The 24,808-nt window shown below is 51.5% G+C and carries 25 protein-coding genes and 2 pseudogenes; 20 read left to right on the top strand and 7 right to left on the bottom strand.

Annotated elements, in window-relative coordinates:
* The first annotated feature begins 3 nt into the window (after positions 1 to 3).
* The 4 genes and pseudogenes from silA to LBF07_RS23580 all read left to right on the top strand — a co-directional run bounded on the left by silA (position 4) and on the right by LBF07_RS23580 (position 6,619).
* A complete protein-coding gene (gene silA / locus LBF07_RS23600) occupies positions 4 to 3,150 on the top strand; it encodes a Cu(+)/Ag(+) efflux RND transporter permease subunit SilA (protein WP_000574021.1) in 3,147 nt (1,048 codons plus the stop codon).
* Positions 3,151 to 3,236: 86 nt separating this feature from the next.
* Complete coding sequence (locus tag LBF07_RS23595; RefSeq protein ID WP_094935620.1) at positions 3,237 to 3,677, top strand: DUF411 domain-containing protein; 441 nt, start codon at positions 3,237 to 3,239, stop codon at positions 3,675 to 3,677.
* A gap of 126 nt (positions 3,678 to 3,803) precedes the next feature.
* Positions 3,804 to 6,381, top strand: a pseudogene (gene silP / locus LBF07_RS24790) (Ag(+)-translocating P-type ATPase SilP).
* A 40-nt stretch (positions 6,382 to 6,421) separates the two neighbouring features.
* Positions 6,422 to 6,619 (top strand): DUF2933 domain-containing protein, encoded by a 198-nt coding sequence (locus tag LBF07_RS23580; protein ID WP_004388331.1) that lies wholly within the window; start codon positions 6,422 to 6,424, stop codon positions 6,617 to 6,619.
* 33 nt (positions 6,620 to 6,652) lie between these two features.
* Here LBF07_RS23580 and LBF07_RS23575 read toward each other — a convergent pair whose 3' ends face one another.
* Complete coding sequence (locus tag LBF07_RS23575; RefSeq protein ID WP_094935619.1) at positions 6,653 to 7,390, bottom strand: peptidoglycan DD-metalloendopeptidase family protein; 738 nt, start codon at positions 7,388 to 7,390, stop codon at positions 6,653 to 6,655.
* Between the two features lie 288 nt (positions 7,391 to 7,678).
* Complete coding sequence (locus LBF07_RS23570) at positions 7,679 to 8,128, bottom strand: hypothetical protein (RefSeq protein WP_049126516.1); 450 nt, start codon at positions 8,126 to 8,128, stop codon at positions 7,679 to 7,681.
* Positions 8,129 to 8,362: 234 nt separating this feature from the next.
* On the opposite strand from LBF07_RS23570, the gene pcoA reads away from it, so the two are divergent.
* The 7 genes from pcoA to pcoE all read left to right on the top strand — a co-directional run bounded on the left by pcoA (position 8,363) and on the right by pcoE (position 15,212).
* Positions 8,363 to 10,180, top strand: a complete 1,818-nt coding sequence (gene pcoA, locus LBF07_RS23565; RefSeq protein WP_000925242.1) for a multicopper oxidase PcoA — start codon at positions 8,363 to 8,365, stop codon at positions 10,178 to 10,180.
* Positions 10,181 to 10,185: 5 nt separating this feature from the next.
* Positions 10,186 to 11,076 (top strand): copper resistance outer membrane transporter PcoB, encoded by an 891-nt coding sequence (gene pcoB, locus LBF07_RS23560; RefSeq protein ID WP_001378118.1) that lies wholly within the window; start codon positions 10,186 to 10,188, stop codon positions 11,074 to 11,076.
* Between the two features lie 39 nt (positions 11,077 to 11,115).
* Positions 11,116 to 11,496 carry a copper resistance system metallochaperone PcoC gene (gene pcoC / locus LBF07_RS23555; protein ID WP_000025662.1) on the top strand — a complete coding sequence of 127 codons (381 nt, stop codon included), beginning with the start codon at positions 11,116 to 11,118 and terminating at the stop codon, positions 11,494 to 11,496.
* Between the two features lie 55 nt (positions 11,497 to 11,551).
* Positions 11,552 to 12,430 (top strand): copper resistance inner membrane protein PcoD, encoded by an 879-nt coding sequence (gene pcoD, locus LBF07_RS23550; RefSeq protein WP_229692861.1) that lies wholly within the window; start codon positions 11,552 to 11,554, stop codon positions 12,428 to 12,430.
* Positions 12,431 to 12,484: 54 nt separating this feature from the next.
* Positions 12,485 to 13,165 (top strand): copper response regulator transcription factor PcoR, encoded by a 681-nt coding sequence (pcoR, locus tag LBF07_RS23545; RefSeq protein WP_001188930.1) that lies wholly within the window; start codon positions 12,485 to 12,487, stop codon positions 13,163 to 13,165.
* On the top strand, positions 13,162 to 14,562 hold the full coding sequence (gene pcoS / locus LBF07_RS23540) for a copper resistance membrane spanning protein PcoS (RefSeq protein WP_032638101.1): 1,401 nt from the start codon (positions 13,162 to 13,164) through the stop codon (positions 14,560 to 14,562). Before pcoR ends, pcoS begins: the two co-directional genes overlap by 4 nt.
* Before the next feature lie 215 nt (positions 14,563 to 14,777).
* Positions 14,778 to 15,212, top strand: a complete 435-nt coding sequence (pcoE, locus tag LBF07_RS23535) for a copper resistance system metallochaperone PcoE (RefSeq protein ID WP_004388336.1) — start codon at positions 14,778 to 14,780, stop codon at positions 15,210 to 15,212.
* A gap of 223 nt (positions 15,213 to 15,435) precedes the next feature.
* Here the strand turns inward: pcoE and LBF07_RS23530 are convergent, their stop codons facing one another.
* Complete coding sequence (locus LBF07_RS23530; protein WP_032664824.1) at positions 15,436 to 15,732, bottom strand: type II toxin-antitoxin system RelE/ParE family toxin; 297 nt, start codon at positions 15,730 to 15,732, stop codon at positions 15,436 to 15,438.
* On the bottom strand, positions 15,719 to 15,979 hold the full coding sequence (locus LBF07_RS23525; RefSeq protein ID WP_032664825.1) for a type II toxin-antitoxin system ParD family antitoxin: 261 nt from the start codon (positions 15,977 to 15,979) through the stop codon (positions 15,719 to 15,721). Before LBF07_RS23525 ends, LBF07_RS23530 begins: the two co-directional genes overlap by 14 nt.
* Positions 15,980 to 16,120: 141 nt before the next feature.
* Between LBF07_RS23525 and LBF07_RS23520 the strand changes: the two genes are divergently transcribed.
* From LBF07_RS23520 to LBF07_RS23510, 3 genes are all read left to right on the top strand, one after another.
* Complete coding sequence (locus LBF07_RS23520) at positions 16,121 to 16,645, top strand: hypothetical protein (RefSeq protein WP_032664826.1); 525 nt, start codon at positions 16,121 to 16,123, stop codon at positions 16,643 to 16,645.
* 367 nt (positions 16,646 to 17,012) lie between these two features.
* On the top strand, positions 17,013 to 17,783 hold the full coding sequence (locus LBF07_RS23515) for a TraX family protein (protein ID WP_032664827.1): 771 nt from the start codon (positions 17,013 to 17,015) through the stop codon (positions 17,781 to 17,783).
* 14 nt (positions 17,784 to 17,797) lie between these two features.
* Positions 17,798 to 18,121, top strand: a complete 324-nt coding sequence (locus LBF07_RS23510) for a hypothetical protein (RefSeq protein WP_032664828.1) — start codon at positions 17,798 to 17,800, stop codon at positions 18,119 to 18,121.
* Here the strand turns inward: LBF07_RS23510 and LBF07_RS23505 are convergent.
* Both LBF07_RS23505 and repA read right to left on the bottom strand, forming a co-directional pair.
* Positions 18,099 to 18,902 carry a DUF4225 domain-containing protein gene (locus LBF07_RS23505; RefSeq protein WP_032664829.1) on the bottom strand — a complete coding sequence of 268 codons (804 nt, stop codon included), beginning with the start codon at positions 18,900 to 18,902 and terminating at the stop codon, positions 18,099 to 18,101. The genes LBF07_RS23510 and LBF07_RS23505 overlap by 23 nt on opposite strands.
* An 892-nt stretch (positions 18,903 to 19,794) precedes the next feature.
* Positions 19,795 to 20,703, bottom strand: a pseudogene (gene repA / locus LBF07_RS24645) (plasmid replication initiator RepA); the annotation flags it as partial.
* A 58-nt stretch (positions 20,704 to 20,761) separates the two neighbouring features.
* On the opposite strand from repA, the gene LBF07_RS23490 reads away from it, so the two are divergent.
* The 3 genes from LBF07_RS23490 (at position 20,762) to LBF07_RS23480 (ending at position 22,979) form a co-directional block, all read left to right on the top strand.
* A protein-coding gene (locus LBF07_RS23490) for an IS1-like element IS1B family transposase (protein ID WP_103178130.1) occupies positions 20,762 to 21,459 on the top strand; the annotation gives its coding sequence in 2 pieces (ribosomal slippage) (positions 20,762 to 21,011 and positions 21,011 to 21,459; 699 coding nt in all).
* A gap of 780 nt (positions 21,460 to 22,239) precedes the next feature.
* Complete coding sequence (locus tag LBF07_RS23485) at positions 22,240 to 22,506, top strand: DUF1778 domain-containing protein (protein WP_032664831.1); 267 nt, start codon at positions 22,240 to 22,242, stop codon at positions 22,504 to 22,506.
* Entirely contained in the window at positions 22,494 to 22,979 is a 486-nt protein-coding gene (locus LBF07_RS23480) for a GNAT family N-acetyltransferase (protein ID WP_032664832.1), read from the top strand. Before LBF07_RS23485 ends, LBF07_RS23480 begins: the two co-directional genes overlap by 13 nt.
* Before the next feature lie 192 nt (positions 22,980 to 23,171).
* On the opposite strand, the gene merR is transcribed toward LBF07_RS23480, so the two are convergent.
* Positions 23,172 to 23,627 carry an Hg(II)-responsive transcriptional regulator gene (merR, locus tag LBF07_RS23475; RefSeq protein ID WP_001166628.1) on the bottom strand — a complete coding sequence of 152 codons (456 nt, stop codon included), beginning with the start codon at positions 23,625 to 23,627 and terminating at the stop codon, positions 23,172 to 23,174.
* A gap of 71 nt (positions 23,628 to 23,698) precedes the next feature.
* Between merR and merT the strand changes: the two genes are divergently transcribed.
* Genes merT through merC form a run of 3 tightly spaced genes read left to right on the top strand, consistent with a single transcriptional unit; the run spans position 23,699 to position 24,808 of the window.
* Positions 23,699 to 24,064: a mercuric ion transporter MerT gene (gene merT, locus LBF07_RS23470; RefSeq protein WP_001294656.1), complete on the top strand. Its 366-nt coding sequence runs from the start codon at positions 23,699 to 23,701 to the stop codon at positions 24,062 to 24,064.
* A gap of 15 nt (positions 24,065 to 24,079) precedes the next feature.
* Entirely contained in the window at positions 24,080 to 24,355 is a 276-nt protein-coding gene (merP, locus tag LBF07_RS23465) for a mercury resistance system periplasmic binding protein MerP (RefSeq protein ID WP_000732275.1), read from the top strand.
* A gap of 27 nt (positions 24,356 to 24,382) precedes the next feature.
* Positions 24,383 to 24,808 carry an organomercurial transporter MerC gene (gene merC / locus LBF07_RS23460; protein WP_000522996.1) on the top strand — a complete coding sequence of 142 codons (426 nt, stop codon included), beginning with the start codon at positions 24,383 to 24,385 and terminating at the stop codon, positions 24,806 to 24,808.

Here is a 24,808-nt window from a genome sequence, read left to right as displayed (position 1 = left end):
ACGATGATTGAATGGATTATCCGGCGCTCTGTCGCCAACCGTTTCCTGGTCATGATGGGCGCACTGTTTCTCAGCATCTGGGGCACATGGACGATAATTAACACGCCGGTCGATGCGCTGCCTGACCTGTCAGATGTGCAGGTCATTATTAAAACCAGCTATCCCGGACAGGCCCCGCAGATTGTAGAAAACCAGGTCACCTATCCGCTTACCACCACCATGCTGTCCGTACCTGGCGCAAAAACCGTGCGTGGCTTTTCACAGTTCGGTGATTCGTATGTGTATGTCATTTTTGAAGACGGCACCGATCTGTACTGGGCCCGTTCGCGCGTGCTGGAATACCTGAATCAGGTTCAGGGCAAACTGCCTGCGGGTGTGAGCTCTGAAATCGGCCCGGACGCCACGGGAGTGGGCTGGATATTTGAATATGCCCTTGTCGATCGCAACGGAAAACACGACCTTTCAGAACTGCGCTCTCTGCAGGACTGGTTCCTGAAATTTGAGCTGAAAACCATCCCGAACGTGGCTGAGGTCGCTTCGGTTGGCGGCGTGGTGAAACAGTACCAGATTCAGGTCAATCCGGTAAAACTGTCCCAGTACGGTATCAGCCTGCCCGAAGTGAAACAGGCACTTGAATCGTCTAACCAGGAGGCCGGTGGCTCATCCGTTGAAATGGCCGAAGCGGAGTATATGGTCCGTGCCAGCGGTTATCTTCAGAGCATTGATGATTTTAATAACATCGTCCTGAAAACAGGTGAGAACGGCGTGCCGGTTTATCTGCGGGATGTTGCCCGCGTGCAGACCGGGCCCGAAATGAGGCGTGGTATTGCCGAGCTGAACGGCCAGGGAGAAGTCGCTGGCGGCGTGGTGATCCTGCGGTCGGGTAAAAATGCGCGCGACGTTATCACGGCAGTGAGGGATAAACTGGAGACGCTGAAGGCCAGCCTGCCGGAAGGCGTTGAAATCGTGACCACCTACGATCGCAGCCAGTTAATCGACCGGGCGATTGATAACCTCAGTTCCAAACTTCTGGAAGAGTTTATCGTGGTGGCCATCGTCTGTGCTCTGTTCCTGTGGCACGTACGTTCTGCCCTGGTGGCGATTATCTCTCTGCCGCTTGGCCTGTGTATCGCCTTTATCGTCATGCACTTCCAGGGACTGAACGCCAATATCATGTCGCTGGGAGGGATAGCGATTGCCGTCGGTGCGATGGTGGATGCCGCCATTGTGATGATTGAAAATGCGCACAAACGGCTTGAGGAGTGGGATCATCAGCATCCGGGTGAGCAGATTGACAACGCCACCCGCTGGAAGGTGATTACCGACGCCTCCGTGGAAGTGGGACCCGCGTTGTTCATTAGCCTGCTGATCATCACCCTGTCCTTTATTCCTATCTTTACCCTGGAAGGGCAGGAAGGTCGTCTGTTTGGCCCGCTGGCATTCACGAAAACGTACTCCATGGCGGGAGCGGCCGCACTGGCCATCATCGTCATTCCTATTCTGATGGGATTCTGGATCCGGGGGAAAATTCCTGCCGAGACAAGTAACCCCCTGAACCGGGTGCTGATCAAAGCGTATCATCCTTTGCTGCTGCGGGTCCTCCACTGGCCAAAAACAACCCTGCTGGTTGCGGCCTTGTCCATTTTCACGGTTATCTGGCCACTGAGTCAGGTGGGCGGTGAATTTCTGCCGAAGATTAACGAGGGCGATCTGCTGTATATGCCGTCGACCTTGCCTGGCGTCTCTCCGGCAGAAGCTGCAGCGCTCCTGCAGACAACAGACAAGTTAATCAAAAGCGTTCCTGAAGTGGCTTCTGTATTTGGCAAGACCGGTAAAGCAGAGACCGCAACGGATTCCGCGCCGCTCGAAATGGTGGAAACCACGATCCAGCTCAAACCTGAGGATCAGTGGCGTCCCGGCATGACAATTGACAAGATTATTGATGAACTCGACAGGACAGTCCGTTTACCGGGTCTGGCAAACCTCTGGGTGCCGCCTATCCGTAACCGTATTGATATGCTCTCAACCGGGATCAAAAGCCCGATAGGTATCAAAGTGTCCGGGACTGTTCTGTCCGATATCGACGCGACGGCGCAGAGTATCGAGGCGGTAGCCAAAACCGTGCCTGGCGTGGTGTCTGTCCTGGCTGAGCGACTTGAGGGCGGGCGCTACATCGATATCGATATCAACCGGGAGAAAGCCTCCCGCTACGGGATGACGGTAGGTGATGTCCAGCTGTTCGTCTCTTCAGCAATCGGAGGTGCTATGGTGGGTGAGACGGTTGAAGGGGTGGCCCGGTACCCTATTAACATTCGCTACCCGCAGGATTACCGGAACAGTCCGCAGGCGCTGAAACAGATGCCGATCCTGACCCCGATGAAGCAGCAGATCACGCTGGGCGATGTCGCGGATATTAACGTCGTTTCTGGACCAACCATGCTGAAAACCGAAAATGCCCGGCCAGCCAGCTGGATTTATGTTGATGCCCGCGGCAGGGACATGGTGTCGGTGGTTAACGACATTAAGACGGCCATCAGCGAGAAAGTGAAACTGAGACCGGGAACCAGTGTGGCATTCTCCGGACAGTTTGAACTGCTTGAGCATGCCAACAAGAAACTGAAGCTGATGGTGCCGATGACGGTGATGATCATTTTCATCCTGTTGTATCTGGCATTCCGCCGGGTTGACGAAGCCCTGCTGATCCTGATGAGCCTGCCGTTCGCCCTGGTTGGCGGAATATGGTTCCTGTACTGGCAGGGCTTCCATATGTCAGTGGCGACCGGAACCGGGTTTATCGCCCTGGCCGGGGTGGCAGCAGAGTTTGGCGTGGTCATGCTGATGTATCTGCGTCATGCCATTGAAGCGCACCCGGAATTGTCCCGTAAAGAGACGTTCACACCGGAAGGTCTTGATGAAGCCCTCTATCATGGTGCCGTACTGCGTGTCCGGCCGAAAGCCATGACCGTGGCGGTGATCATTGCGGGTCTGCTGCCAATACTCTGGGGAACCGGCGCAGGTTCAGAAGTCATGAGCCGTATTGCGGCACCCATGATTGGTGGGATGATCACGGCTCCGCTGCTGTCCCTGTTCATTATTCCTGCCGCCTACAAATTAATCTGGCTGCGCAGACATAAAAAAAGCGTGTCCTGAACCTGAAAGGGCACCCCCTGTGGGTGTCCTTCTTTACTGATTCACCCTGACGTCAGGGTTTATATCGATAATATACAGAGGTGAGTATGAAAAAAGTGGTTCTAATGGCGCTGGCTCTCGGCCTTTCACTACCCGCGATGGCGAGTGAAAAAGTGATTGATATGTACAAATCTGAAAACTGTGGCTGTTGTTCCCTGTGGGGCAAAGCGATGGAAAAAGACGGGTTCGAAGTACGAACTCACGTCATGAATGATCAGGCGCTGTCAGCCCTGAAAGAAAAGCATGCTGTTCCTGCAGGACTACGAATTTGTCATACCGCGGTTGCCGGTAATTTGATCATTGAAGGCCATGTGCCTGCGACAACGATACATAAGGCAATGCAGTCTGGTTCGGGTATATACGGTCTCGCCACCCCCGGTATGCCAGCAGGAAGTCCTGGAATGGAGATGGGAGCCCGAAAAGAGGCTTACGATGTTATCGCATTCTCACCGGATGGAAGTAAAAAAGTCTTCCAGCGAATCGAATAGTCAGCGGAACGGCTGATAACGGGACGCCGGTAGCAGGCACTCCTGTGCCGGCGATATTCGTGGTAATCGCATCCATGACATACCCTGAAGACAGAAGATGCTTCGGTATGCATAAGGAGAGTTACTGTGAAAAATGACAATGCAGTGCAACACAACAACCAGACTGCTTCTGAGCAGACATTATCCCCGGACGAGGGCCACGTATTGCATAAGGTGAGAGATCCCGTGTGCGGGATGGTCATCCTGCCTGACAAGGCGCACAGCAGCATTCGATACCAGGACCATCAGCTTTATTTCTGCTCCGCCAGCTGTGAGAGCAAATTTAAAGCCCATCCCGATCATTATTTTACCGAAGATGCCAGTGAACATTCCCATCACCATCACCATCACCACGATCATCACGAAGTCAGCCCTGATCAGATAAAACAGCCTCACAACCAGGCGGAAAAAGAGAATTCTGAAGGTGTGTGGACATGTCCGATGCACCCGGAGATACGCCGCAGTGGTCCCGGAAGCTGTCCTGTCTGTGGAATGGCACTGGAGCCGCTCGTAGCCACGGCATCCACGGGGCCAAGTGATGAACTTCACGACATGACAAGACGCTTCTGGCTGGGGTTGTTGCTGGCGTTTCCGGTTCTGGTACTCGAAATGGGATCTCATCTGTTTCCCGACTTGAGGAATACAGTACCGCCACAGTACAACACATGGCTGCAGTTGCTTCTGGCCTCCCCTGTCGTGTTGTGGTGTGGCTGGCCATTCTTCGCCCGGGCCGGAATGTCGTTACGTAACCGCTCCCTGAATATGTTTACCCTTGTTGCAATGGGGACCGGCGTAGCCTGGGTTTACAGCGTCATTGCAACCGTCTTCCCCTCCTGGTTTCCTGCATCGTTCAGAAACATGGATGGCCTGGTGGCCGTTTATTTTGAAGCCGCAGCAGTTATTACGGTGCTTGTTCTGCTGGGACAGGTTCTTGAGCTGCGGGCACGGGAACAAACCTCAGGCGCCATTACTGCGCTTCTGAACCTTGCCCCCAAAACCGCCAGACGGCTGGATCATGACGGTCATGAAACGGATATTAATGCGGAAGATGTCCTGCCTGGCGATAAGCTCCGCATCAGACCTGGAGAGAGTATTCCGGTCGACGGTATCGTGATCGAAGGCAAAACAACTGTGGATGAATCGATGGTGACCGGGGAGTCTATGCCGGTTACCAAAACGAAGGGTGACCCTGTCATTGGGGGGACGATTAATCAGACAGGTAGTCTTATCATCCGTGCAGAGAAAGTCGGTGATGAAACGATGGTAATGATACCAACGTGTTGATTTCGTATTTTCACTGACACCAGGATCATCCTGATGTTACAAGGATTGAATGACTACAGATTAAAATAGTCATCAACAGGTTGACAGCATTACCGAAACGATGCTCTCACGAATTGTTCAGATGGTCGCTGATGCACAGCGTTCGCGTGCCCCCATCCAGAGAATGGCAGACAGCGTTTCAGGCTGGTTTGTTCCTCTGGTGATACTTATCGCGGTTGTTGCTTTCTTGATCTGGTCTGTCTGGGGGCCCGAGCCCAGGATGGCGCACGGTCTCATTGCGGCTGTGTCGGTCCTGATTATTGCCTGTCCCTGCGCGCTGGGACTGGCCACGCCGATGTCGATAATGGTGGGGGTGGGCAAAGGCGCCCAGGCCGGGGTGTTAATCAAGAATGCCGAAGCCCTTGAGCGTCTTGAAAAAGTGGACACGCTGGTTGTCGACAAAACAGGCACGCTCACGGAAGGTTCGCCTACGGTGACAGGGATTATCAGTCTCAGTCCGGGTGGGGAAATATCTCTTTTACGTGTAACAGCTGCAGTGGAAAAAGGTTCGCAGCATCCGTTGGGTATGGCTGTTGTCAGAGCCGCGCATGAAAAGGGGATCGTGATACCTGCCGTCAGTAATTTCAATGCCCCGTCGGGGAAAGGTGTCTCAGGCGATGTCGAAGGTCAACGGGTTGTTATTGGTAATGAACTGGCTATGCAGGAAAACAGTATCGTTATTGATAATCAAAAGGCCGTTGCGGATACGTTGCGGATGGAAGGCGCTACCGTTATCTATGTGGCCACAGACGGGAACCTTGCAGGCCTGATAGCTATCTCGGATCCCGTGAAAGCAACCACGCCGGATGCGCTTAAAGCTTTGCGTCAGGCGGGGATCCGCATTGTTATGCTCACCGGGGATAACCAGCTTACTGCTGAAGCAGTCGCACGGAAACTGGGAATAGATGAGGTTGAAGCCGGGATTCTGCCGGATGGCAAAAAAGCAGTGATAACCCGACTGAAAGAGTCTGGCCATGTGGTTGCGATGGCCGGAGACGGTGTGAATGATGCCCCGGCGCTGGCAGCGGCTGACGTGGGTATAGCCATGGGAACGGGTACAGATGTGGCAATAGAAAGTGCTGGCGTTACCCTTCTCAAAGGCGATTTGATGATACTCAACAGGGCCCGTCATCTGTCAGAGATCACCATGAAAAATATCCGGCAGAATCTGTTTTTTGCGTTTATCTACAATGCTCTTGGGGTGCCTGTAGCTGCAGGTCTGCTTTATCCTGTGTATGGAATACTGCTGTCGCCAGTTATTGCGGCGGCGGCCATGGCCCTTTCCTCCGTTAGCGTCATTGCAAATGCGTTGCGTCTGAAAAGTGTCAGGCTCGGGAAATAACACTGAGTGAAGGGGCTGTTACGAACAGAAGGAGTCCGGTATGAAAAGTACAACCTATGCGCTTATTGCTGTCGCCGCGATTGCGGCATTTGCTCTCCTGCGCGAACACTGGTCACATGTGGCAGGCTACTGGCCATATCTGTTACTGCTGCTTTGTCCGCTCATGCATCTTTTCCACGGTCACGGGGGGCATGGAGATCATCAACATCACGGAAGTGAAAACGATAAAAAAAATTAATCCGGCAGACGGGACCGCGTCGCGGTCCCGTTATCAGTCCAGGTATCGTTCGTAGTCTCTGGCATGCGCAAAGGCATGCTGTTCGAGTTTGTTATCAGCGGGTGCCGCCGTCCGGAACGCCAGTGAGTTAACAGGATTGTTATTGATGACCAGCTCGTAATGCAGATGAGGACCGGATGAACGTCCGCTGTTACCGGATAACGCAATAGCGTCTCCCCGGGTAACCCTGGCCTCTTTAGTAACGAGCATTTTATTGAGGTGGAGATAGCGAGTTTTAACACCGGCTTTTCCCGTTACTTCAACAAAATATCCCATGGTACTGTTGTATTCGGCCCGGGTGATTTTTCCGTCGATGACGCTGACTATTTTCGTGTTCATGGGCATGGAATAATCAATGCCATTATGGGGACTCACTTTTCCCGATACCGGGTTAAGTCTTGCAGGATTGAAAGGCGAACTGAGTCTTGCTGTGGCCGGTAACGGATAATCGAGACTGCCTTTCCCGGAAGTATCGGAAAGGTTATAGAACTTTTTATCTGATATACGATACGCCGTGTAATTAAATGAACCGGACGTAAATTTATAGGCCACGACACGTGATTTTCCCGCTTTCTTTTGCAGTACGAGTTTTAATGATTCATTTTTTTTCAAATGCCGCAGATTAAACCGGGAAGGCAAGGAGCGCTGAAGAGTAGCGATCTCGTTCGATTCCAGCCCCGAGCGGGTGGCTGAAAGGTAGGCATTTTCTTTTACGACATCGGTAGAATACATTTACTGGAATTCGCCGTTAGCATGAACACTGCGGCGTATGCTAGGGGTTTTCAGGAGGCGTGTCATCTGTCAGTTAATCGGGAGCACCGTTGATGGTCGTCATTTTTGTAACATATCTTGTTTCCCGTTTGCTCCGGAAGCTCTGGGAACTGTATGACCAGCCCGACGGTGATGATTAACGGGACTGAAACAGGTTACGGCAGAGCAATATGGGGCTCATGTCCTGCTACGTAACCCGTCAGTAAAGCCCTGCTGCGCACCTGACGCTAAGCACTAACCCGCCTGCAGTTACCTGGTCGAATACAGCCCGCGAAGCTTTCTTGCCTGCGTCTGATGTGCTTCCGCACCGGCATTATTGACCAGCTCATGCACGAGAGCGGCTTTTTCTCCGGCATTCAGTTCGTTAAAAGAAGAAGACGAGGTCTTTGAATTTGCATCACTGCCGGACAGCATTTTTTTATGTTCCTCAATCATTTTCTGATGCGCATAGGACGCGCTGTTGTTCATAAATGAATGAGCAACAATGGCCCTTTCATGTTCATTCATTTCAGAGAATGAGGGCGTGTTGTTTTTATTAACCCTGTCCGGTAAGTTTTCATGCGTCGAGGAATTCACATGACTGACGGCTGAGGCATTATTAACAAATCGATGTGCTTCATGGGCAATATCACTGGACTGAGCAAAAGCTGCCCCACAAAATAAAGCTGTAAACGCAGTGGTCGTGATTAATATATTCATGTGTAATTACCTTCTGAGGTACATAAAAGATGTCCTTATGATCATATATAAAAATAATCAACCTGTGGGGAAGATGACGTAAATGTAATACAGCTATGTACATTACACGATTGTAATGAATTTGTTTCTTAAGGTGTGCTAGATTCATTTCATTGTAAGTGGATGAACCAGTAATTTAATTTAAATCGGTTCTCGAATTCTGTCAGTAACCATACTTTAAATAAGGGAATGCGCATGCTGTTGAAAACGTCTCGACGAACTTTCCTGAAGGGGTTAACCCTCTCTGGCGTAGCCGGAAGTCTTGGCGTATGGAGTTTCAATGCGCGTTCCAGTCTGAGCCTGCCAGTTGCCGCATCCCTGCAGGGTACTCAGTTTGACCTGACCATTGGTGAAACGGCCGTCAATATCACGGGCAGTGAGCGTCAGGCCAAAACAATCAATGGAGGCCTGCCGGGGCCCGTTCTTCGCTGGAAAGAAGGTGACACCATTACCCTGAAGGTCAAAAACCGTCTTAATGAACAGACGTCCATTCACTGGCACGGCATTATTCTTCCGGCCAATATGGATGGTGTTCCGGGGCTGAGTTTTATGGGCATAGAGCCTGATGATACCTACGTTTACACCTTTAAGGTTAAGCAGAACGGGACTTACTGGTACCACAGCCATTCCGGTCTGCAGGAACAGGAGGGGGTATACGGTGCCATTATCATCGATGCCAGGGAGCCAGAACCGTTTGCTTACGATCGTGAGCATGTGGTCATGTTGTCTGACTGGACCGATGAAAATCCTCACAGCCTGCTGAAAAAATTAAAAAAACAGTCGGATTACTACAATTTCAATAAACCAACCGTTGGCTCTTTTTTCCGCGACGTGAATACCAGGGGGCTGTCAGCCACCATTGCCGATCGGAAAATGTGGGCTGAAATGAAAATGAATCCGACTGACCTCGCGGATGTCAGTGGCTACACCTACACCTATCTCATGAACGGGCAGGCCCCGCTGAAAAACTGGACCGGACTGTTCCGTCCCGGTGAAAAGATACGCTTACGGTTTATCAACGGCTCGGCAATGACCTATTTCGATATCCGTATCCCCGGGCTGAAAATGACGGTCGTGGCTGCAGATGGCCAGTATGTAAACCCGGTTACCGTTGACGAATTCAGGATTGCCGTTGCCGAAACCTATGATGTCATTGTGGAGCCTCAGGGTGAGGCCTATACCATCTTCGCACAATCCATGGACAGGACCGGTTACGCTCGAGGGACACTGGCCACGAGAGAGGGGTTAAGTGCTGCCGTTCCCCCCCTCGATCCCCGTCCTCTGTTGACCATGGAAGATATGGGTATGGGGGGAATGGGACATGATATGGCAGGAATGGACCACAGCCAGATGGGAGGCATGGATAACAGCGGAGAGATGATGTCTATGGACGGTGCTGACCTTCCGGATAGCGGGACATCCTCCGCGCCCATGGATCACAGCAGCATGGCCGGTATGGATCATTCCCGGATGGCCGGAATGCCGGGTATGCAAAGTCATCCTGCGTCAGAAACGGATAACCCACTGGTTGATATGCAGGCGATGAGCGTCTCTCCGAAATTAAATGATCCGGGTATTGGTCTTCGAAATAACGGAAGAAAGGTTCTCACGTACGCGGATTTGAAAAGCCGCTTTGAGGATCCTGACGGACGTGAACCTGGCCGTACCATAGAACTGCATTTAACCGGCCACATGGAAAAGTTTGCCTGGTCATTTAACGGAATCAAGTTTTCAGATGCCGCACCGGTGCTGCTGAAATACGGTGAGCGGCTCAGGATCACGCTGATCAACGATACCATGATGACTCACCCCATTCACCTGCATGGTATGTGGAGCGATCTGGAAGATGAAAACGGTAATTTCATGGTTCGTAAACACACAATAGATGTTCCCCCTGGTACAAAACGCAGTTACAGAGTGACAGCAGATGCGCTTGGCCGCTGGGCGTATCACTGCCATTTGCTCTATCACATGGAAATGGGAATGTTTCGTGAAGTCCGGGTGGAGGAATGATGCGAATGAAGAGAAATTTGAAGGCCATACCTGTTCTGGTCGCCGGTTTGTTTACCTCACAGCTTTCTATTGCGGCGGGCTCCGTCTCTGCAGATCCCCACGCCGGGCACGACATGTCTGCCATGCAGATGCCAGCAGATGAGAATTTCACTGAGATGACGTCAATGGAGCCCATTGTAACTGAGAGCAGAACGCCAATTCCGCCTGTTACCGATGCCGACCGGAAGGCTGCATTCGGCAATTTACAGGGGCATGCGATTCACGACAGTGCGATTAATTATCTGGTTCTGCTGGATCAACTGGAATGGCAACGGTCGGATAACACCAACAATTTCAGCTGGAGTGTTAACAGCTGGATTGGAGGCGACACAGATCGGATTTGGCTAAAGAGTGAAGGTGAACGAAGCAATGGGGAAACGGAGGCGGCTGAAGCGCAGTTACTCTGGGGACATGCGGTTGGCCCATGGTGGGATTTGGTTGCGGGTGTCAGGCAGGATTTCAGACCTGCTTCTGCCCGGACCTGGGCTGCTGTCGGTTTTCAGGGGCTGGCACTCTATAATTTTGAGTCTGAAATTACGGGTTTTGTCAGTAATGGCGGAAAAGCAGCCCTTCGTCTGGGAGGAGAATACGACGTTTTACTGACTAACCGGCTCATACTCCAGCCATCCTATGAGGTGAATTTCTACAGTCAGGATGATGAATCGCGGGGTCGCGGCAGGGGACTGACTGACACAGAGCTGGGGCTCCGGCTGCGCTATGAAATACGCCGTGAGTTTGCACCCTATATAGGCGTTTCCTGGAATCAACTTTACGGGAAAACATCCGATATGGCGAAAAGAGAAGGTGAGAAAGACCATCAGGTAGTATTCCTGGCGGGAGCCAGAATCTGGTTTTAACGCACTGATATAAAACACTCAACTAAACAGGTAAATAAAATGTCGATTTTAAATAAAGCCATTCTTACAGGTGGCCTCGTTATGGGCGTTGCTTTCTCTGCTATGGCCCATCCGGAATTAAAAAGCTCTGTGCCACAGGCTGATTCAGCCGTAGCGGCCCCGGAAAAGATTCAGCTTAATTTCTCGGAAAATCTGACCGTGAAATTCTCAGGTGCAAAATTAACGATGACGGGTATGAAAGGCATGTCATCACATTCTCCGATGCCGGTCGCGGCAAAAGTGGCGCCAGGCGCTGACCCTAAATCGATGGTCATTATTCCGCGAGAGCCTTTACCCGCTGGCACTTATCGTGTTGACTGGCGCGCGGTTTCTTCAGATACGCACCCTATTACCGGTAATTACACCTTTACAGTGAAGTAATATTATGAACGACCTGATTATGATTGTTATTCGTTTTCTTCTTTATCTGGATTTGATGGTAATATTTGGATTGCCATTTTTTCAGATATATGGAATAAGCGGTGTCAGACATGAAACCTATAACCTGACTAATTTTAGGTCGTTTATAACCTTTGCTGTTGTTACAGGCATCATTCTTACTGGCATTAATATGCTCCTGGTATCTAATGCCATGAGTGGAGTAACTGACCTCAGAGAATTATCCATCCATGTTATCGAGATGGTGATAGAAGAAACTGATGTGGGTATTAGCTGGATTGTCAGGCTCTGTGCCCTGTTTACCACACTCGGTGCTTTGTTCCTTTACACTAATAAGAGAGTATTGTCCTGCCTGCTGATGACGATGAGTGGGGGCGTGGCGCTGGCTACACTTGCCTGGGGAGGACACGCCGTTATGCATGACGGTCTGCATTACTATCTCCATTTACTGAGCGATCTGACCCATCTCGGCGCTGCAGGTGCCTGGACAGGTGCTCTGGTTGCATTTGCTATCCTGCTGATGCGCAGAAACGAGCATAATGCACAGAGCGTCATTGTGATATCTGACTCCCTGGCAAAATTTGCCACGGCAGGAACGGTGATTGTTGTAGCCCTGATCCTGAGTGCGCTGGTCAACTATCTGTATATTGCTGAGGGTAACTTAACTCCCTTATTCAACAGTTCCTGGGGGAGGATATTGCTTGCCAAGACGGCTCTGTTTGTTCTGATGCTTCTTCTGGCTGCAGCAAACCGGTTTCACCTGGGTCCCCGGCTTGAAGTTATGGTCAGGGAAGGGAATTATGATCGCAGCGTTGCCCTGATGCGAAACAGCATCCTGACAGAATTCGTTGTTGCGATTATCATTCTGGGCGCCGTAGCGTGGCTCGGAATGCTTGCTCCGTCTCAGGTCAGCTAGGGGACAGCCAAAGCTCATGCGTGAGATTTTTACTTTCATATCAGCGAGTTGACCATGCAGCGTATTTTAATCGTTGAAGACGAACAAAAAACAGGTCGTTACCTGCAGCAGGGACTGGTTGAGGAAGGCTATCAGGCCGATCTCTTTAATAATGGCCGCGATGGTCTCGGGGCCGCGTCGAAGGGACAGTATGATTTGATAATACTGGACGTGATGCTGCCTTTCCTCGACGGGTGGCAAATCATCAGCGCACTGAGGGAGTCCGGGCACGAAGAACCGGTCCTGTTTTTAACCGCAAAGGACAACGTGCGGGACAAAGTGAAAGGACTGGAGCTTGGCGCAGATGACTACCTGATTAAGCCCTTTGATTTTACGGAGCTGGTTGCACGTGTAAGAACCCTACTGCGCCGGGCACGCTCGCAGGCCGCAACAGTCTGCACCATCGCCGATATGACCGTTGATATGGTGCGCCGGACCGTGATCCGTTCGGGGAAGAAGATCCATCTCACCGGTAAAGAATACGTTCTGCTTGAGTTGCTGCTGCAACGCACCGGAGAAGTGTTACCCAGGAGTCTTATCTCGTCCCTGGTCTGGAACATGAATTTTGACAGTGATACGAATGTGATTGATGTCGCCGTGAGACGTCTGAGAAGTAAAATTGATGATGACTTTGAGCCAAAACTGATCCATACCGTTCGCGGTGCCGGATATGTCCTGGAGATCAGAGAAGAGTGAGGTTCAAAATTTCCCTGACCACACGCCTGAGCCTGATTTTTTCTGCGGTGATGCTTACGGTATGGTGGTTATCAAGTTTTATCCTGATTAGCACCCTTAATGGCTATTTCGATAATCAGGACCGCGATTTTCTGACAGGTAAACTTCAGCTCACCGAAGAGTTTCTTAAAACAGAGACGTTCCGGAACAAAACGGATATTAAGTCATTATCAGAAAAAATAAACGATGCGATGGTAGGGCACAATGGTTTATTCATTTCTATAAAAAACATGGAAAATGAAAAAATTGTTGAACTCTATGCCAAAAATTCTGTTGTTCCAGCGGTCCTGCTTAATAAGTCGGGTGATATTCTCGACTATATGATCCAGACGGAAGAAAATAACACCGTGTACCGCAGTATCTCGCGGCGGGTTGCCATGACGCCGGAACAGGGTAAAAGCAAACATGTCATCATTACGGTTGCCACGGATACTGGGTATCACACCCTGTTTATGGACAAACTCAGTACCTGGCTGTTCTGGTTCAATATCGGTCTGGTCTTTATTTCTGTTTTTCTGGGCTGGCTGACCACACGTATTGGTCTGAAACCGTTACGGGAAATGACCAGTCTGGCTTCCTCCATGACTGTACACAGCCTGGATCAGCGTCTAAATCCCGATCTGGCTCCGCCGGAAATCTCTGAGACCATGCAGGAGTTCAATAATATGTTTGATCGCCTGGAGGGGGCATTCCGGAAACTGTCAGATTTCTCGTCTGACATCGCGCATGAGCTGCGCACACCAGTCAGTAATCTGATGATGCAGACGCAGTTTGCACTGGCTAAGGAAAGGGATGTTTCGCATTACCGCGAAATTTTATTCGCTAACCTGGAAGAACTGAAAAGGTTGTCACGAATGACCAGTGACATGCTTTTTCTGGCACGTTCAGAGCATGGTCTGCTGCGGCTGGATAAACATGATGTGGATCTGGCAGCCGAACTGAATGAATTACGTGAGTTGTTCGAGCCCCTGGCAGACGAAACAGGAAAGACAATCACGGTTGAAGGAGAGGGCGTTGTTGCCGGAGACAGCGATATGCTCCGACGTGCTTTCAGTAACCTGCTTTCCAATGCAATCAAGTATTCTCCCGATAACACCTGTACAGCGATACACCTTGAGCGTGACAGTGACTGTGTGAACGTGATGATTACGAATACGATGTCCGGCCAGGTTCCCGCTAATCTGGAACGTTTGTTTGACCGGTTCTATCGCGCAGACTCATCAAGGTTCTACAATACGGAAGGCGCGGGGCTGGGATTATCAATTACAAGGTCGATCATTCATGCTCACGGCGGCGAGCTGTCAGCAGAACAGCAGGGGCGGGAAATTGTGTTCAGTGTGCGTCTGTTAATGGATTAATACCGTTATTCAGGAGAAACCCGGAAGGTGACAAAAATGTCATCGTTCAGTCACGCGATAAACAGAGGCGGTTTTTTATAATCAGCCATAAATCAGGACAGCGTGATAATTCAATCGCCCGGTTCCTGGCGTGATGATCAACCAGCCCTGAGATCAAATGCTTTCTCTGTTATAAGCATTGATTGTTCGGGTATGAAAACACCGGAGACCCAACCATGAAAAAGATCCTTGTATCCTTTATTGCTATGATGGCTGTCGCTTCATCTGCCTGGGCTGCAGAGACAATGAACATGCATGACCAGGTAAATAATGCCCAGGCGCCTGCCCATCAGATGCAATCATCCGCTGAAAAAAGTGCAGTTCAGGGGGAGAGCATGAAAATGATGGATATGAGCGGTCACGATCAGGCCGCAATGTCCCATGAAATGATGCAAAACGGCAATTCTGCTGCCCATCAGGACATGGCTGAAATGCATAAAAAAATGATGAAATCCAAGCCAGCAGCTTCTAACGAAACAGCAAAATCATTTTCCGAAATGAACGAGCATGAGAAAGCCGCTGTTGTGCATGAGAAGGCGAATAATGGTCAATCTTCCGTTATTCATCAGCAGCAGGCTGAAAAGCATCGCAGCCAGATCACCCAGAATTAACCCGCAGCTCCACTTGTCAGACCCTCATTTGACGCCGAAGTCACTGGCTTACGCTCCCGATCGGGAGCGTTTTTTTTAAACCAAATGAAAGATTATATCTGTGTATGATTAATCGTAGTCTGCGGCCTGTTATGAACTAAATGAACGACGGACTAAATTTAACATAAGATAGATTACACGAATTAAGCAATTGATTTTTATGTATTTAAATTTTCTTTCCCCCTTATCTCCAGGGTTCATGCCGTGCCGTATCCTGAGACTGGCTGAGAATACGTATGACCGTAACCACCGAATGCGATGGCACAAAATAGATCATGTGCTGTTCCACCGGCAACGAGCAGATATTGTCTCCCAGCTCCGCGCAATGCGTGCCGATGTCATGCATGGCCAGAACATCAAACACTGCGGCTATACGCCCAATATACGCATCCGCCTGAACAATCCCGAACTGTCGGAAGCTGTAGTCCCAGATTGCTTCCAGATCTTCTTCAGCTTTCGGTGTCAGCTCAATCTCTTTCATTTGCCACCCTGGCCCTGACATTATTCAGGAATACATCCTTGTTCCATGGTTTCGCCTCGCCGCTGCTGAGTCCTTCGGCCAGCAGATCGCGCAGTTCCTGAAGGCGGGATTCAGCCTGCTTCTCGCGCAAAAGACGCAGTGCGTCTCGCATGACTTCGCTCTGGGTACGGTAATCACCAGCCTTAACCAGGGAATCGATAAATTCGCGCAGCTCATCACCCACGTCCACCGTCATCGTACGGGCCATAACCCCTCCGTTTCATTATGTAAGATTTGTTCTTACATCAGTATACCATTTTACCATCAGGCTTCCATGCTCAGTGATCGAGACTATGGACTGCATTTATGAGATCAACAGGGATGCGAAATCAGATAGATATCTAATAGAATGCTGAGTTGTAGCCTTAAGCGAGAACTGGAAATGAAATTAACAGAAAATCGGGTAGATACACTCATCGATACCCTGAACGACCTAATCTGCGATGAGCAAAGTATTACTCGCGAACAGCGAGAAAATTTAATTAAAACGGTTGCCACACTGGGTGGGATTAAGGAGCGACTACGACTCATTTCTGCGGAGAAAGAAGCCAGACAGATCGCTAAAAACGAGAAGGTAAAGAAACCGCGCGAACCGGACCTGGTGTTTCCCCGTACTGGAAAGCCGTGGCTGCCAGAGGACCTCGATGTTATCCATTCCATTATCGACGATATACCTGATGACAGAATTGATGATCACATCCTGTGGCTTTCAAAACAGCAAGGGCGCACCCCCTATGCTGTCGCACTGAAGATTGTTGGTGTAGGAAGAATGGATGATGAGTGGGCGAAAGCCTGGAAACCCGCAGCAAAATCGCTTCGAGAAGATTATGCAAAGCTTCATCCTGCTCCCTCTTCGGATATCAGCCAGGAATAATCGGTTTTAGGTTGAGATGTATATTAAGTTATTTTGCAGCAGCCTGTTTTATAACTATAAAAATCTGCCCCTGCAAAATATGGTAAAATAATAAGCAATTGCACTCCTTAATCTAAATATATCAATATATTTGCCGATATATGTAGTAAGGAAGGGAGTGTTATGAACGATTTTCATATTTTAAATATCTGTATTCAGAATAAGGATGTGGCAGGTGCAATGCGCGTGCTGTGTGATAAATCAGAATTTGCGGTGCGCAAGATTCTGGAGAAACTAAAGATCAGGGTCACAACGCAAACCGGCAGGGCATTCTGGCATTATGTTCAGGGTTGGCTGTTAACCGCGTGTCGCCAGGGGTATATACAACATGAATCATTCAGTACCCAACGTTCTTCCCAGTATCCGGAACGCGTGCCAGCTCAGTCCCGCAGCTCTCGATATGGTCAAGCTCCTCGCACTTCTGGCCATGATTATCGACCACACGAATACGGTGTTTCTGTCGCCAGCCTGGCCGATGATGTATGCGCTTGGCCGGATGGCCTTCCCCCTGTTCACGCTTATATGGGCGATGAACGTACAGCGCACCCCGGAACGACTTCAGAAGAGAGCCAATCGGTTGTGGATCTGGGCAATCATTACGCAGCCGGTGTTCAGCCTGGCCTTCCTGCATCACCAGCCCTGGTGGGCCCTGAACATTCTGTTCGTATTTGCCGGCGTCACGCAGCTGCTTGCCCTGCAGTACCGGCACGGCCGGAAAGGAATGCTTGCGGGATATCTGATCCTGGCCCTAATGATTTGGCCACTGGAGCCGGCAAGCTACGGGCTGGCAGGAATTACGCTGGCCATCAGTATGGCAACCTTATCAGGCAGTGGCATGCCCGGAGTGAAGCGAATGGCGGTCGCTGGCGTCGTGCTGTCACTGATTTGTTTAAACGGGTTGTCGCATATCCTGAACCTGCCCGCAGAAACATTATTACTGGCCACGCTGCCTACTCTGGTATTCCCCCTGGTGGTGGTTTCTTTCTGCAGGGAAATCTGTCCGGAAGGCCGCCAGCGTTTCATGCCGCGTAATTTCTTTTATTATGCTTACGCCGGTCACCTGGGGATTATTGGTCTGATACAGTATACTTTCGCCTGATTAGGGAGGACGTGATGGCTATCAGTGAGAAAGAGCTGCTTGAGGCAGGTTTCAGCAAAAGCGAAGTGGATAATTTACAGGGCCGGCTTGCAGCAGGCGGAGGCACCATGCAGCATCTCATCGATGCGCTCTCACGGCGCTTCCGGGTGTCGGTATGGATCACTGTCGCGCTGGTTCTGGTTATGCTGGTCACCCTCATTGCCGGCAGCCGGACACACATTCTTTCCGGGGGCATGAGTTCCCTTGTAGTCCTGATCATTGCCTGGGTGACCTTCCCACCTGTACTGGGCTGGAAGGCATTCCGCCTGCAGAAGACTATTTCCCGGAAGGTTCAATAGTCAGTAAATCAAGCGCCACTTTGGCTTTAACTCCCCATCCCGCAATTTTAAGCGCCATTGCGGGACGTGGCGTGCCGGATACTTTCCTGAAGAAATCGGGCCTGGTCCAGTACCACAGCCGTTGTGCTTCGGGTTTCAGCCTCAGGCCATATGCGCCATAGACTTCGCTGAAGAGTGTGACAGCCTTATACGTCCCCAGCCCCTGCTGCCGGCTGAAGCCCAGAAATTCAGCGATCTCCATCGAGCCGTCAGCGAATATTCCCTCCGTCTGCTTATCACCGAGGAGGTTGTGCGCGGCTTCCCGTGAAATCGTGTTAAAGCCATTTACAACAATCACCGCGCCAGCCACCACGCCCACCGGCGTCATTGAGGACATCATGACGATCCCACCAAAGATGGCCGCACCGGCCACCACGACGTCGACCGCTGAAATGATGTAGCCCACAATTTTGTTCTCGTCCCGGACAACCTTCACCTCGGCATAGAGTTTTGCATAGCCGGTTCTGAGCGATCGGGACTGCTCCAGCAGGCTGGTATTTTCAGCCCGTAAGGCCCGCAGACAGGCCATACAGTCGTCATCCGTTTTCGCCCGGCGCGCGGCCTCAAACTGGGCCATGATGAATGCCCTGATCTCATCCACAAACTGAATCCGGATAAAACCATCCTGAAGGTGCATAGCCGCCACAGTGTTTGCCGTGTTAACCAGTTTCCAGGCCTCCAGGTTGATCATGGTTTCCGCCCAGGCACGGGGATTCTGGCCGGGTAAAAGCAACGTGTCCATTTTATCGCCTCGCTAATCTGTTTCTGAAAGCATATTCCCGAAACGATTTTTGACAACAAAAAATGGGCACGCTGTCCTGCAGAACTCACTGATGCCGCATCGCGGCATGGAGGCGCCAGCTGAGGCCAGACAGGGAGAGAATGCCTACGGGCGCCGTGACCGGCGTAAGCCGCTGCGGTTTGAAAGGTTCTGCCTGTCCCAACCCATTCCCTGCGAGGCCTCACCCGCTTAAAGCCATTCCGGTTGTTAATGTGCGCGGTCGGAGTGAGTCCGTCAAGGCCTGGGGCCGCTGACGGGCTGTATCTCCGCGTTAGCGCCGTGAGGCGCTTACGAGCGTGTACAGCGGGCTTAACGCGACTCTAGCTGCAGCTGCTCTGATTTCTAGTTACAACATCCCTCTTAAAGCGAGGGTGTTCCGGCCCTTCGGGCCGGGGCGGCGTCGCTTTAGTAGGGGTCAGGCCAGGAGACGGTGTCAGGTTCTGACCAGAACGGGGCCCGTCGCTTGCGACGGGAGGTATTTTTGATTTTCATCTGAGCGCGCGGCCGTGAGGCCGCTGCATGCGAAGGCCTTTTTAATTATCCACAGAGTGGCGGAAGACAAAGATCCACTCTGGAATGAAATGAACAGAGCGATAAAAAAAAGGGGTTAGATTAAATTGCGGGTTCTGTTTTTTTCATTTCCGGAAAAGGTGACTTATTCGTTTGCGGATTTCTGTGGAAAAAAGAATTCATCGCTATTCCTGGCCATCAGGGCAATGCGTTTGCGTCAGAAAATGCCGCCCGACCGGGTCGGCGGGAACAAAAAATGCTCAATTTTTCCGGAAAAAACCAGCACCAGAAGCCCCGGCGAGGGGCATGTGAACAGAGGGAGATGATGTGCCGTATATCGCGGCTAGTCCGGCGGTGACAGCGCCAGGTCCAGCTGGTAAAGATGCTGAATCGCCAGCTGTGTCAGTCGTTCCGGCGTACACCAGTACGCCTCATCATGAGGAAGGGTTTTGAAAACCCATTTTTCCATGGCATGAAGACGTTCATCCACCGGCAGCTTTATCAGATTATTGGCACGTTTACGCTCAGCGCCTTTTTTACGACGGTAAATCAGTGCTTCACGGCGCTTACGGGCAGACCAGCATTTACGCGCGGAGTGGGGCTGAACATCATCATGTTCGTTAATCACCCCGTCCCGGATCAGCTGCTCGCGCTCAGCGCTCTGACGGAGCTTCTTATCCTGCTCCTTAAACAGCTTGTCCATATTGACGCCCAGCATCTGGAATCCCAGGTGGGTGATATAGACATAGGTCGGCAGCCAGGAGCGGGATTCACGATCCCAGGTGCGTTCTTCCGCCAGCCCAAGCACACCAAAGCGTACCTGCTCTTCAATCAGGCGGGATAAGCGTGACACTGTCACCTCCGTTTCCGGGATGACATTTCCTTTAGCGTCCTTCGGGCTTAACTCTCTGGCCAGCCTGGAGATACACATGCCGACGGTATGCTTGCCGCCATCACAGAAACTGATGAGCAGGGGCCAGAGGGAGTCGATCAGGCACCGGCGTTCCGGCCGGAAACCATATTTGCGTCCTGCCTTACGGCGACCCGTGACAAAAAGGGGATGACGGGAAACGTGAACACGCAGTCTGGGGCGGCCGGTCCGCTTGTCGAACATCACGAGACGGTTGTAGGCATGCCCCAGTTCCCCGGAGAGCTTTTTATAATGCTCAGGACGGAACCAGGACGGGTTTTCACATTTGGCTTTTGTGGAGTGTTCACCGCGCTTACGGCGGGTCCGCTTTTTGACCGGCTCAGTGGTGATGCTGCCAACTTACTGATTTAGTGTATGATGGTGTTTTTGAGGTGCTCCAGTGGCTTCTGTTTCTATCAGCTGTCCCTCCTGTTCAGCTACTGACGGGGTGGTGCGTAACGGCAAAAGCACTGCCGGACATCAGCGCTATCTCTGCTCTCACTGCCGTAAAACATGGCAACTGCAGTTCACTTACACCGCTTCTCAACCCGGTACGCACCAGAAAATCATTGATATGGCCATGAATGGCGTTGGATGCCGGGCAACCGCCCGCATTATGGGCGTTGGCCTCAACACGATTTTCCGCCATTTAAAAAACTCAGGCCGCAGTTGGTAACCTCGCGCATACAGCCGGGCAGTGACGTCATCGTCTGCGCGGAAATGGACGAACAGTGGGGATACGTCGGGGCTAAATCGCGCCAGCGCTGGCTGTTTTACGCGTATGACAGGCTCCGGAAGACGGTTGTTGCGCACGTATTCGGTGAACGCACTATGGCGACGCTGGGGCGTCTTATGAGCCTGCTGTCACCCTTTGACGTGGTGATATGGATGACGGATGGCTGGCCGCTGTATGAATCCCGCCTGAAGGGAAAGCTGCACGTAATCAGCAAGCGATATACGCAGCGAATTGAGCGGCATAACCTGAATCTGAGGCAGCACCTGGCACGGCTGGGACGGAAGTCGCTGTCGTTCTCAAAATCGGTGGAGCTGCATGACAAAGTCATCGGGCATTATCTGAACATAAAACACTATCAATAAGTTGGAGTCATTACCCGGCTCAGTAAGAAAATTATCCTGTGTGCCGGCATCGACGTCCTGCCAGAAACGGATTAACTCTTCGGCCGGAAGCTCAGACCAGTGAACAGAAATCTGCTTGTCATTCACGGCGGCCTGTTCTTATGGCGGCCGGGTGTTGTGTTATGTGGTGCATGCGTTATAATCCTTCACAGGCAACGCGCCTGCTTTTGGACCCCCTGATATCTGTGTCTTCCGCCAAGATGATGACAGTTATCGGGGGGTTTGTGCATTCAGGCACCGGGAAATCCCGTTACCTGCTCCTGAACGTTTTAACGGACACGTCCTGTCCCTGTTTGTTTCCGGAAGTCCGCATTTCTCCCGTAAACGCTCTTTGCCACCCGCCTGCCTCACCACAAAGCAGTCAAACCCTCAGTTTGAGTTAGGTCACAAAAGTAATCTGAATCAACAATCTGTCCCACCACAAGACGATCGCTGACGATCCGAATACTACCTTCTCGCTGGCAATATTTCCAGATGTCAGGCCAGATTAGCGTCTATCGTTTGCGTGCTAATTGTCCTGAAGGGATTTTTAACCGGCGCCGTGCACAGTAATGTCAGCGAGTTGGGTTTGATTAGGTTTGCCTGGGCAGGGTAGAGAAATTTAGAGGAGGGGCTTTAGCACAGTAATTACACGCTGACTCTTTCGTATTATCACTGCATTTGGATAAATCCGTGTAGCATTTGCTATACAACACCTTTATGCTATGCTTGTATAGCAATTGCTTTACAAGGAGCGCACTCATGAAATCAGATGTTCAGCTCAACCTCAGAGCCAAAGAATCTCAAAGAGCACTTATTGATGCTGCAGCAGAGATTCTCCATAAATCACGCACAGACTTCATTCTGGAAATGGCATGCCAGGCGGCCGAGAATGTTATCCTCGACCGTCGCGTTTTTAATTTTAACGATGAGCAGTACGCAGAGTTTATTGATATGCTCGATGCACCAGTTGCGGATAACGTTGCCATTGATAAACTGCTGGCAAGGAAACCTCAGTGGGACGTGTAACAGCACCAGAACCATTATCCAGTTGCCATCAACTTGCTGAGTTCGCCAGTGGTGAGACTGTACTTGATGACTGGCTTAAACAGAGAGGATTGAAAAACCAGGCTCTGGGGGCTGCCCGAACGTTCGTAGTTTGTAAAGCAAACACGAAACAGGTTGCCGGTTTTTACTCTCTGGCCACCGGCAGCGTTAACCACGTGGAAGCAACGGGAAGTCTCAGGCGCAACATGCCAGATCCTATTCCGGTAATCATACTTGCTCGCCTGGCAGTCGATGTTTCATTCCGGGGAAAGGGGCTCGGGGCCGATTTACTGCATGATGCAGTTCTGCGCTGTTATCGTGTAGCTGAGAATATTGGAGTCCGTGCAATTATGGTTCATGCACTGACTGAAGAAGCCAAAAGTTTTTATCTTCATCATGGCTTTAAGCCATCGCAAACCCAGGAACGTACACTGTTTCTCAAGTTACCACAGTAGGTTGTGAGACCGGAAAGGAGCACCTCTGTAAGATAACTAATTGATTATTAATTAAAATATTATTCCATTTAACATAATCTTTGTTATGCGAACCGGCTTTGTAACTGCAATATTCTGATGTCACTTTTAACCCATTTAGTGATGTCACTTTTTCTGGCAGGGGTCGTCTCAGAATTCGGAAAATAAAGCACGCTAAGGCGTAGTCACCCCGTGACTCCCCCGCGCCGATGCAGCGAGCTTCGTTCCGTCTTGCAGTGACGCAATCAGCGGGCAGGAAACGTTCCCTTTCCGCGCATGGCAGGCGCACACCAGTTCAGACAGCACGGCCTCCATGCGTGCCAAGTCGGCCATCTTCTCGCGCACATCCTTGAGCTTGTGCTCGGCCAGGCCGCTGGCTTCCTCGCAATGGGTGCCATCCTCCAGCCGCAGTAGCTCGGCGATTTCGTCCAGGCTAAAGCCCAGCCGCTGGGCCGATTTCACGAACCGCACTCGTGTTACATCCGCCTCGCCATAGCGGCGAATGCTGCCATAGGGCTTGTCTGGCTCCGGCAGCAGGCCCTTGCGCTGGTAGAACCGGATGGTCTCCACATTGACCCCGGCCGCCTTGGCAAAAACGCCAATGGTCAGATTCTCAAAATTAATTTGCATATCGCTTGACTCCGTACATAACTACGGAAGTAAGCTTAAGCTATCCAAACCAAATTTGAAAGGACAAGCGTATGTCTGAACCACAAAAGTCTGAACCACAAAACGGGCGCGGCGCGCTCTTCGCCGGTGGGCTGGCCGCCATTCTTGCGTCGGCCTGCTGCCTGGGGCCGCTGGTTTTGATCGCCTTGGGGTTCAGCGGGGCATGGATCGGCAACCTGACGGTGCTGGAACCCTATCGCCCGATCTTCATCGGCGCAGCGCTGGTCGCGCTGTTTTTCGCCTGGCGGCGCATCTACCGCCCGGCGCAAGCCTGCAAACCGGGTGAGGTCTGCGCGATTCCCCAAGTGCGAGCTACTTACAAGCTCATTTTCTGGATCGTGGCCGCGCTGGTCCTGGTCTCGCTCGGATTTCCCTACGTCATGCCATTTTTCTATTAATCACAGGAGTTCATCATGAAAAAACTGTTTGCCGCCCTCGCCCTCGCTGCCGTTGTTGCCCCCGTGTGGGCCGCCACCCAGACCGTCACGCTGTCCGTGCCTGGCATGACCTGCGCCTCTTGCCCGATCACTGTCAAGCACGCGCTTTCCAAGGTTGAGGGCGTGAGCAAGACCGACGTAAGTTTCGACAAGCGCCAGGCCGTCGTCACCTTCGACGATGCCAAGACCAACGTCCAGAAGTTGACCAAGGCGACCGAGGACGCGGGCTATCCGTCCAGCCTCAAACGCTGATCCGTTAACCGAACTCGGGAGCGACACATGGGACTCATCACGCGCATCGCTGGCAAAACCGGCGCGCTCGGCAGCGTCGTTTCCGCGATGGGCTGCGCCGCCTGTTTTCCTGCCATCGCCAGCTTTGGCGCGGCCATCGGACTGGGCTTCTTGAGCCAGTACGAGGGGCTATTCATTGGCATCCTGCTGCCGATGTTCGCCGGCATCGCGTTACTCGCCAATGCTATCGCTTGGCTCAATCATCGACAGTGGCGACGCACGGCGCTCGGCACGATAGGCCCGATCTTGGTGCTGGCAGCGGTGTTTTTAATGCGGGCTTACGGCTGGCAGAGCGGTGGACTGCTCTATGTCGGCCTGGCCTTGATGGTTGGGGTGTCGGTCTGGGATTTCATCTCGCCAGCACATCGCCGCTGCGGGCCGGACAGCTGTGAATTGCCAGAACAACGTGGCTGA

Origin of the sequence: Enterobacter cloacae complex sp. ECL352, from assembly GCF_020149545.1 — a bacterium.
Lineage (GTDB): Bacteria > Pseudomonadota > Gammaproteobacteria > Enterobacterales > Enterobacteriaceae > Enterobacter > Enterobacter asburiae_B.
Note: the sequence above shows the minus strand (reverse complement) of the source record. Positions and strands in the feature narration are given on the sequence as shown.

Coding starts and splice junctions, on each gene's coding strand:
- LBF07_RS23485 (WP_032664831.1), top strand. CDS start 22,240: ATGAAATCAGATGTTCAGCTCAACCTCAGAGCCAAAGAATCTCAAAGA.
- LBF07_RS23525 (WP_032664825.1), bottom strand. CDS start 15,979: ATGGCCCGTACGATGACGGTGGACGTGGGTGATGAGCTGCGCGAATTT.
- LBF07_RS23570 (WP_049126516.1), bottom strand. CDS start 8,128: ATGAATATATTAATCACGACCACTGCGTTTACAGCTTTATTTTGTGGG.
- pcoD (WP_229692861.1), top strand. CDS start 11,552: ATGGTAATATTTGGATTGCCATTTTTTCAGATATATGGAATAAGCGGT.
- LBF07_RS23515 (WP_032664827.1), top strand. CDS start 17,013: ATGAATCATTCAGTACCCAACGTTCTTCCCAGTATCCGGAACGCGTGC.
- merP (WP_000732275.1), top strand. CDS start 24,080: ATGAAAAAACTGTTTGCCGCCCTCGCCCTCGCTGCCGTTGTTGCCCCC.
- LBF07_RS23530 (WP_032664824.1), bottom strand. CDS start 15,732: ATGAAAGAGATTGAGCTGACACCGAAAGCTGAAGAAGATCTGGAAGCA.
- pcoB (WP_001378118.1), top strand. CDS start 10,186: ATGAAGAGAAATTTGAAGGCCATACCTGTTCTGGTCGCCGGTTTGTTT.
- LBF07_RS23505 (WP_032664829.1), bottom strand. CDS start 18,902: ATGGACACGTTGCTTTTACCCGGCCAGAATCCCCGTGCCTGGGCGGAA.
- merT (WP_001294656.1), top strand. CDS start 23,699: ATGTCTGAACCACAAAAGTCTGAACCACAAAACGGGCGCGGCGCGCTC.
- LBF07_RS23510 (WP_032664828.1), top strand. CDS start 17,798: ATGGCTATCAGTGAGAAAGAGCTGCTTGAGGCAGGTTTCAGCAAAAGC.
- LBF07_RS23520 (WP_032664826.1), top strand. CDS start 16,121: ATGCTGAGTTGTAGCCTTAAGCGAGAACTGGAAATGAAATTAACAGAA.
- merR (WP_001166628.1), bottom strand. CDS start 23,627: ATGCAAATTAATTTTGAGAATCTGACCATTGGCGTTTTTGCCAAGGCG.
- pcoA (WP_000925242.1), top strand. CDS start 8,363: ATGCTGTTGAAAACGTCTCGACGAACTTTCCTGAAGGGGTTAACCCTC.
- pcoR (WP_001188930.1), top strand. CDS start 12,485: ATGCAGCGTATTTTAATCGTTGAAGACGAACAAAAAACAGGTCGTTAC.
- pcoE (WP_004388336.1), top strand. CDS start 14,778: ATGAAAAAGATCCTTGTATCCTTTATTGCTATGATGGCTGTCGCTTCA.
- LBF07_RS23580 (WP_004388331.1), top strand. CDS start 6,422: ATGAAAAGTACAACCTATGCGCTTATTGCTGTCGCCGCGATTGCGGCA.
- silA (WP_000574021.1), top strand. CDS start 4: ATGATTGAATGGATTATCCGGCGCTCTGTCGCCAACCGTTTCCTGGTC.
- merC (WP_000522996.1), top strand. CDS start 24,383: ATGGGACTCATCACGCGCATCGCTGGCAAAACCGGCGCGCTCGGCAGC.
- LBF07_RS23575 (WP_094935619.1), bottom strand. CDS start 7,390: ATGTATTCTACCGATGTCGTAAAAGAAAATGCCTACCTTTCAGCCACC.
- pcoC (WP_000025662.1), top strand. CDS start 11,116: ATGTCGATTTTAAATAAAGCCATTCTTACAGGTGGCCTCGTTATGGGC.
- LBF07_RS23595 (WP_094935620.1), top strand. CDS start 3,237: ATGAAAAAAGTGGTTCTAATGGCGCTGGCTCTCGGCCTTTCACTACCC.